At 40.6% G+C, this 212-nt stretch carries 1 rRNA gene; it reads right to left on the reverse strand.

Annotation, left to right across the window (positions count from 1 at the left end):
* Positions 1–105 (reverse strand): 23S ribosomal RNA (locus tag ACN6NE_RS31435); the annotation flags it as partial.
* Positions 106–212 lie beyond the last annotated feature (107 nt).

A 212-nucleotide genomic window follows, 5' to 3' on the forward strand; every position in this document is an offset into this window, starting at 1 on the left:
GGATCAAAGCTCACTTACAGCTCCCCGAAGCATATCGGTGTTAGTCCCGTCCTTCATCGGCTCCTAGTGCCAAGGCATTCACCGTGCGCCCTTTCTAACTTAACCATTAGCGAATAAATGGTACAACGTAATGTTGTGTTATTTATTGGTTTGATTAAAGAAAAGTTTCACTTTTCCTCAGCAATTACTGTTATCTAGTTTTCAAAGAACAA

This window comes from Priestia sp. 53B2 (genome assembly GCF_056099005.1).